The organism is Maribacter sp. (genome assembly GCF_049667165.1).
Classification (GTDB): domain Bacteria; phylum Bacteroidota; class Bacteroidia; order Flavobacteriales; family Flavobacteriaceae; genus Maribacter_A.
Genome location: NZ_JBATHS010000094.1, coordinates 24882 through 33176, shown reverse-complemented (window position 1 = coordinate 33176; position 8295 = coordinate 24882). Strand labels below are relative to the sequence as shown.

Below are 8295 nucleotides of genomic sequence, written 5' to 3'. Positions count from 1 at the left end.
TATCAACACTGTTGAAATCAGTTATATCACTATCCCAGTGCAAAAAGCCACTCCCATGCCATGCCACAGGACCGGCAAATTTCGCACCTGTTCTTTTAAATAAATCAGCCCATTCTGCTGGATTGAAATTATCAAGTTTAAAGTCTGGTATTAATTCATGCAGCATGTTGTCTTCGTTCCCAGGCATGTTTTTAATGGTTTGAAGGCTCATATGGGTATAAATTCCGAATTTGGCATCAATCAACCATTGTGGTGTCTGGTGTTTTCGCAAGGAACTCCAATTGGAATCGTAGGTTGATTTATTCGAATCTGTTATCCTTGCCTGAACGGGTTCCTTTTCATGACATCCCAGGACCAGGAAGGCAATAAGATAAAGTACGGTAGATTTTAGTGTCATAATCTAAACTATTGTTCCGCGTTGAACGCCTCTTGACTAAATTGAAACACCTCTGAAGGCGTTCTACTTTGCTCCAATACTTTCGCAAGTTCAATGACCTTTTCAGGCATTTTAGAGGCCAAATTCTCAGATTCACTTGGGTCATGATCAAGGTTATAGAGCTCATAGGATCCATCTTCACTCACGTTGTATCTAACGAGTTTCCAATTGTCTTTTCTAATGGCCTGTCGACCTCCTTGTTCATGAAACTCCCAATACAAATGATCATGTTTCTTTTGGGTGCCATCTCCGAGCAAGGTAGGTAGAAGGGAAATGCCATCTATTGTGTCACTTACCTCTTCTTCAACCAATTCGGCCAAAGTGGGGAATATATCCCAGAAAGCTGATATATGTTCAGATGAACTGCCCTCCTCTATTGAACCTTCCCATTTAGCAATCATTGGCACCCGTATACCCCCTTCATAAAGATCCCTTTTATATCCCCTATATATGCCATTGCTGTCAAAATAATCGGGATCAGCACCCCCTTCAAAATGGGGCCCGTTATCGGAAGTGAAAATGATCAAGGTGTTATTCTCGAGTCCCAGATCACTCACCTTGGCCATGATTTCACCAACTTGATCATCTAATAGATTGATCATTGCCGCAAAAGCCGCATGCGGATTTTTTTGCGATTCATAATCGCCATTCCTATATTCTTCCCCATCATCCCTTCCTTTGAATTCATTTTCAGGTTCGAATTTGCCAAGATATTTGTCCATATACTCCTCAGGAGCGATAAGTTCTGCATGTGGGATTACACTCGGATAATATAGAAAAAAGGGGGTGTCCTTATTTTTCTCAATAAATGAAATGGCTTGGGTATGAATAAGATTTGGGGCATATTGCCCTTTATTGAACCCTTTATTTTGTTCAAGTATTATTTTTTTGTCATTGTCCCATAAATGGTATGGATAGTAGTGATGACCAAGACGTTGGCAATTATATCCATAAAACCTATCGAAACCCTGTTTTAAAGGGTCTCCTTCAGAACCAGGAAATCCTAGTCCCCATTTCCCGAATGCTCCGGTGGTATATCCTTTTTTCTTTAAAAGTTCTGCCAAAGTATACGTTTCGGCTGGTAATGGCCATTGACCTTCTGGATTAATTTCCTTATTCCCTCTAACCGGGGTATGACCTGTGTGCATTCCTGTCATTAAGGCTGATCTCGAAGGCGCACATACCGTGGCACCAGCGTAGTGCTGTGTAAAAAGCATACCTTCCTTTGCCAACCTATCAATATTTGGAGTAGTGAAATTTTTCTGCCCGGTGATACTTAAATCCCCATAGCCCAAGTCATCAGCCAAAATATAGATGATATTCGGTAGCACGTTCTTTTCAACCTCCTGTTTTTTTTCTTTGCATGAGATAGACAAGCCTAAAAAAACGAAAAAGTAAAGTACGATATTCCTGTTCATCCTAGTTATTTCCATGTAGTTCTGTTTCTGTTTAAACTATTAAAACCATTCACTTAAAACAAAGCTGTTTAGCCAGACCGCGTTTTGCTCCTTATCGGCGAACTGGATCATCACCGGATTTTCTCCGTCGGTAGTAAACAAAATCTCGGCAGCGCCAAATGGCTGGGTCTGCATATCCTTGCCTTCCGTAACTTTTATATTTTTCATTTGAGCGGAACCTTTGGCATCATTGACCTTGATATCAATGCGCTTCGCATAGGGTATTTGATATATTTCATACGTGGTCATCTTTTCCTGATTCGGATCCATACTATCCGTATTGGTTCTTGGGGCATGGTGTACGGTCTGCAATTTGTAATTGCCCTTCTTCAACCCTGAAAATTCAAGTGTAAGCCCTTCCTTTGAATTCCCTAGAACCCCTTCGCCATTTGCAAATCCATATTTGCCCATTACATTGATTTCACCCAACCATCGCGTCTTGTTCTCGTCACCCGTAGCTTGTATCGTTGCTGAAAATCCACCCATTTGTTCGAATGTTTTGGTTGAAGCTGTGTAATCATCACCATTCCATGGAATCCAATCGAATTGAACCAGTTGTTCCTCACCACCCAAATCAACCTTTATTTGTTCAAAATCATAAATCGGTTTGGCGTGTGCTTCCGTTACATTGAAATTTGCTTTTTTAGTGCTTACTGTTGCCATATCCGGTTTTAAACCATCCGCTCTAGCAGTTAGGGTGATTTTAGACGGAGTCGCACCTGCCTTAATAAGAACAGGGGCAACGCCATATTCCGTAAACATCGGATTTGACCCTATTTGTTCCTTGTCCCCCACAATGGTAGCATCGCCTTTTACAGAAAATGAGATATTCATTTCTGCATCCCTAATGAGGGTTCCGTTATTATCGACCACCTTGGCATAGCCCACCAGAATATCCGATCCGTCTGCCACGAATTCCCTTCCGACCATATCCAATTCCAACATTAGTTTTGAAGGCGCTTCCGGTGTCTTTACTTGATCTGAAACCACAACCTTATCATCGATTTTGCCACTCGCTGTCAATGTTCCTTTTTCAAAGTCACGTATGGGGAAGATGAATGGGGCATGATTCAGGTATTTGTATTCATCGTTTCGTGATGGATATTGTTCTGCGATCGTCTTCCCATTGGCCTGCAATTGCACCTTTTCAGCATTGCTATACACTACAACTTCATCAACACCCTCTTTCCAGTCCGTCTCAATATGAATGTAGGGGTAATCAGTTAGTTCGGCTTTGTACCACATCAACTCTGGCCTAGGATATCGGAAAACGGTCATCATACCTCCCCGACTTCTGTTTTTCGGGGTTTTGGTTGGATGAAAGGTGTAATACGCATGTGCCGTCCAAGATATCAGTCCCAATTTCATAGGATCTGCCATATATTCATTTACCGCTTTTGGCCCCGTACGACCTTCCATCGCCAATACAGGCTCATCTCCACTCCAATAATAAGGGCCATAGACCATTTGCCCATATATATCGGTAAGACCGGATGTTTGCCATCCTGTCCATCGGCTACTTTGCGATGCGGTATACCTGAAAGGGTCTTCCTGCTTAATAACATTATGCGCCATGGGTACATATCCCCTATGGTTTATGCCAGCTCCCCAAATAAAAACCGAAGTATGGTTCCGATGGTTTCTCACCATGGCCCGAGCTGCTTTCTCATAATTGACAAACCATGCTTCGTTCCCAATAGCCATCCAGGTTGGTGCCTCTTCATAGACCAACATGCCCAATTCATCACAGGCCTCCAATATGGCATTATCATGGGGGTAATGTGCGGTTCTTAGCACATTCATGCCCAATTCCTTTAGTTGCAATACATCTTTGTAATGCAGGGCATTGGGCAGGGCATCCCCAATGAAACCATAGTGTTGATGCCTATTCGCGCCAATCAATTTCAAAGGTTTTCCGTTTAATAAAACGCCTTTGGTATCCGTGATTTCAATCTTTTTAAAACCCCTTTTGCATTCAATCTCGTCAACGAGCTTATCATCATCGTAAACCAACGTGTTTACCCTGTATAAATAGGGATCGTCAATTGACCAAAGGCGAAGGTCATCCTCCATACTTCCTATTTGATTGAAGACTATTTCACGACCGGGTTCCACGTCCTTGGTCTGGGTCAATTTTAATACCACTACGCCCTCATGGTCCACCAGGCGACTGACTACAGTGGTTTTCTTTATTATTTCGGTTTCGTTTTTTACCGCAGTTTTGATATTGATGGTCCCATTCATATTCACGGGATCGACCGTTGGGGTGGTTATGGTTTGCCCCGATGATTCAGATTCCCAATTGAAGGTTATATGCAGTGGACTGGTCTCAACGAGGTAGACATCCCTGTACATGCCGGCAAACTTAATATAGTCCATAGGTCCTGGGTCCGGTGGCACATCATCGCTCTTTCTATTATCGGCCAAAACGGTAACCTGGTTCGTACCCCCGTAATCAACATAGTCTGAAATATCAAAATGAAAAGGGGTATAGCCTCCCACAGCATGTTGGCCTACATGTTTGCCATTAACCCAAACATCGGTGACCTGGTGCACTCCTTCAAATTCAAGAAAGATCCTTTTCTCTGAATTCGCGGTTACCTCAAACGATTTACGATACCAACCCACTTTTCTCATAAAGGTATCCTGATATTTATCGTCATTATACCCGTTAAGGTCCATTGTGGTAAGCTCGAGCGGATGTGGCACATTCACCAACTCCCATTTCGTATCATCGACCTCTGGTTTATAGTTGGCAACCTCAAGATGACCCAATTGAAAACGCCATCCATTGTTAAAATTCATCTTGACCCTTTCAGAATTTTGGGAATTCATCAAAAAGGGGATTAGAATTAATAGAGAGCAAATGATTTTAATGGGTTTGTTCATTGTAAATAGTTCATCAAGCTGGTCTCAAATTCATGCCGTAAAACATGTTTATATGGTAAAGGTACATAGAGGAAAAACCTCCTCTTAAAACAAATGATTTATTATGGACAACAGATGTTTCATAGATCCTGAAAAAAACAAATTAAGGTACTTAAACTACCATAAAATGATTGGGTCGGATTAAATCTTTATTACTGAGCTTCATTTTAAAAATCCACAAGCAACTCACTATTGGAAATCACCCCAATATGGGAATTATCAGTCTCCAAAACCTTCTTAAAAAACAACGTTGATTCGGTGTTCATGCCTTTACCCTTATAGGCGAGTCCGATTAAATAATGGCAATTGATTTGATTTCGTATTTTCAAATCTTCCTCCCAAATCAGAAGATCTGGCATGGACACAGCGAAATAATCGATTTTTATAGGGTCTGATAAGTGCTTTTCACCGTAGGCGAGCAATTTATTGAACCGATTGTTGGCTTCTGCTTTTCTATTCAGTTTCAACAAAGCCAACCCTTGATAGAAAATCATGTCCGGCTGGGGATCATTATAAAACCACGCAGCCGTAGGTTCTGATTTTCCCTTTGTTGCCTGCTCCCAATATTCAGTTGCTTTTTTACTGTTACCAACCCCGTCATATGCACAGCCTAACCAATAATCGATATCGTTTTCCTGTATGCCATGCAATTTACCCTCTCCCAGATTATTGGGATATACTTTTGACATCTCCAGGTATTGTATGGCACGATCGAAATCCTTGCCCCTAATTGCCTTTTTTGCCAGTTCCACCAAGCTCAATTTATATTGCCCCGAAACCTTCCCTTCTCCTCCTTCCCAAGGATGAAAAATGCGACTTGAGATCATTTCCAAGGCCTTTTCGTATTGTCCGGTCAAATTGTATAAAGTGACCAGCTCAAGGTAGGTGTCATCCCTTTTTTCAGCGAATTCCTGATACTTGGTCAGGAAATCCACACGTTGCGCGTGGGTATAGTTCAGTTTCTTGTACAATTGATCCAATTCCATCAAGATTCGAGCGTCTGAGGTATCCAGGGCAAAGGCTTTTTCCATCAATGCAAGGGCGGCCTCCTTTTTACCCAACTTATTGTAATAGGCCAATGCCAGATTGCGCTGGGCGATTGAAAAATCAGGGTCTAGCCCAATAGATCGCTCCCAACATTGTACGGCATCATTTACCTGACGTGCCGCATACCAGAAATTCCCCAAATAATAATTCGCTTTAGACCCTTTCGGATTCAACTCAATGGCATTTTGAAGTGCCGGCACCGATTCCAGATGATTTGGAAAACAATAATCCGGCAGACATTTTTCCGCGATTTCAAATTCCTTTATGGCTGTATTCTGATTATACGATTTGGTATGCATCCAGCCTTTATAGTAATGTGCCATAGGATATACTTTTTCCTGATAGGAGATCGCCAGGTCTAATAATCCAATTGCTTCCTGATATTGACCAGCCCAAGCATAATCCAGGGCATATTCAATATACGTGTGCATATTGTCCCGAATCAACGATTTGAATTGTTGTAACACTCCTTCGTCTGCTGTCAATAACTGTTTTTCGTACAACACCCCAAAATTGAAGCCATCCAATTGCAAAGACCCCTTGATCAATTCTTCGGCCTCCTCCGTTACATGCAACTGCCTTAATATGATAACCTTCAGATGACGGGCTTTGTGATTATGCCAATTACGGACCAATGCCCTATCAATATTTTCTAAGGCCAACTCCCAATTACCTCGTATACAATCCAACTGGGCTATTTGGAAATAACCAGAAGCCATCCAAGCATCATTCCATACCGACTTATGAAACGCGTTGTAGGCCTCATCATCTTTGCCTTGATAACGCAATGCTTGCCCAAGATTAAAATAGGGTTCTCCATCGTAAGGGTTTGGATTGCGCTGCGTCATCGTTGCAATGGCTATTTCAAAATGGGATTGTGCTTGGGCGAATTTTCCTTTTCGCAGCAACAACAACCCCATTGCATTGTTGCTTCTGATATCGCCTGGCTCCCTAGCAAGTGCCTCTCTGTAGTAGGCAGCAGGGTCAAAAGTGGCATGACGATATTGCTCTAGATGTTGACCCGTGAGAAAAAGTTGCTCGTTACTTTTAATCGCTGCTGGCTCTTTTACCGCTCTTGCTGCCTCAGGAATCGGTTTTACTTCGGGTTTTCCAGCTTGCCACTCCACTAGAACTTTTCCCTTTCGGTCAGCAATAATTACCTGTAATTCATGCAAGGGGATAGTAGGTTCAATCTCAAACTGTTTTTCATAACTGACCCCAGGGTGAAAATCAAAAGTATCCTCCATTAAAATCATATCCCCTTTTTCAACCTTGATCTGTGCATTTGGGTATGCAGATGTCGCAAAGGCTTTTAACACCACTTTCCCATTTTCCAGATTAATAGTTAGCATAGCCTCTTTGGTGGCATTTTTAACCACCCCCAAATCGCGATATGGTATAAAATATTGTGAAAAGCTCTTCTCCTCATAAGGCATGAGCCAAGAGAAATCGGGTTGGTTGTCTGTATAAACACCGCACATCAGTTCAATATATGGGCCATCTTCATCCGTTAAGTTTCGGTCCCAAGCTTTGCCAAATTCACCATTTCCCCATGTCCATTGTTTCTTGCCGGGTGACACATGATGATTGGCCACATGCAACATGCCCCCTTTGCTATCATTTTCATAACCGCCCACAAAATCATAGTCGGATTGGATGGCCATGTACGAAGTAGGTACCGGTATATTTTTGTATTTGGAAATATCCGTACCCGGTGAATAATCAACCTTGTAATACTCCCCCTTGGCAATCGGGAATTCTGACACGTCCCTTTTTCCGTGATCGAACACGGCATTCACATCGGGCGGGAAAACCGATTGATAATGGTCATTTACCTTCACCGCAGGATTGGCCCACCATAAAAATGTCTGGGGTTGGGCGGTGCGGTTGTACAACTTTACTTTAATCTCGAGATAGGCCTTATCGGGATGAAGGGTGAATCCGGCCATTCCTTTTGTACGAAACATTCGCTCTACCTCACTGCACCAAACCGTTTTACTACCATCTTCATTTTCCTCAATCTGGAAATCCACAGGGTCGTACGTACTAGGTCGGTGGTGTTGTGGCCAGTTAAACTCTATGCCTCCCGATATCCATGGGCCGGTCAAGCCGACAAGTGCCGGTTTTATCACCTGGTTGTAATAGACAAAATGACGTTCTTTCATTTTGTCATAAGCCATCTGCACCCGACCTCCCAATTCAGGCAGGATCATTATTTTCAGGTAGTTGTTCTCCAGATAAATGGCCGTCCATTCCTTGTCCACTTTTTCATCCGAAATTTTCTCAACGACCGGATGCGGGTATACAGATCCGCTGCTTCCCTGATAAACCCGTTTCTCCAAAAAAATGGGGTTCTTCTCGGGTTCCCCTATTTCATAGGTGGGAATGGTCACGATTTCTTTCCAAGCTTTAACTTCCATATGCAGC

The 8295-nt window shown here is 42.6% G+C and carries 4 protein-coding genes; all 4 read right to left on the bottom strand.

Annotated elements, in window-relative coordinates; all coding sequences use genetic code 11:
- The coding region (locus WBM98_RS05235; protein WP_424364974.1) for an alpha-L-fucosidase at positions 1–397 on the bottom strand (397 nt) is incomplete at its 3' end.
- Positions 398–405: 8 nt separating this feature from the next.
- Positions 406–1869, bottom strand: a complete 1464-nt coding sequence (locus tag WBM98_RS05230; protein WP_424364973.1) for an arylsulfatase — start codon at positions 1867–1869, stop codon at positions 406–408.
- A gap of 24 nt (positions 1870–1893) precedes the next feature.
- Complete coding sequence (locus tag WBM98_RS05225; RefSeq protein ID WP_424364972.1) at positions 1894–4728, bottom strand: glycoside hydrolase family 2 protein; 2835 nt, start codon at positions 4726–4728, stop codon at positions 1894–1896.
- Positions 4729–4988: 260 nt separating this feature from the next.
- Positions 4989–8288 (bottom strand): DUF5107 domain-containing protein, encoded by a 3300-nt coding sequence (locus WBM98_RS05220; protein ID WP_424364971.1) that lies wholly within the window; start codon positions 8286–8288, stop codon positions 4989–4991.
- Between the last annotated feature and the right edge of the window lie 7 nt (positions 8289–8295).

Excerpts from the sequence above, each read along its gene's own strand:
- WBM98_RS05230 (WP_424364973.1), bottom strand. The coding sequence starts at position 1,869 with ATGGAAATAACTAGGATGAACAGGAATATCGTACTTTACTTTTTCGTT.
- WBM98_RS05225 (WP_424364972.1), bottom strand. The coding sequence starts at position 4,728 with ATGAATTCCCAAAATTCTGAAAGGGTCAAGATGAATTTTAACAATGGA.
- WBM98_RS05220 (WP_424364971.1), bottom strand. The coding sequence starts at position 8,288 with ATGGAAGTTAAAGCTTGGAAAGAAATCGTGACCATTCCCACCTATGAA.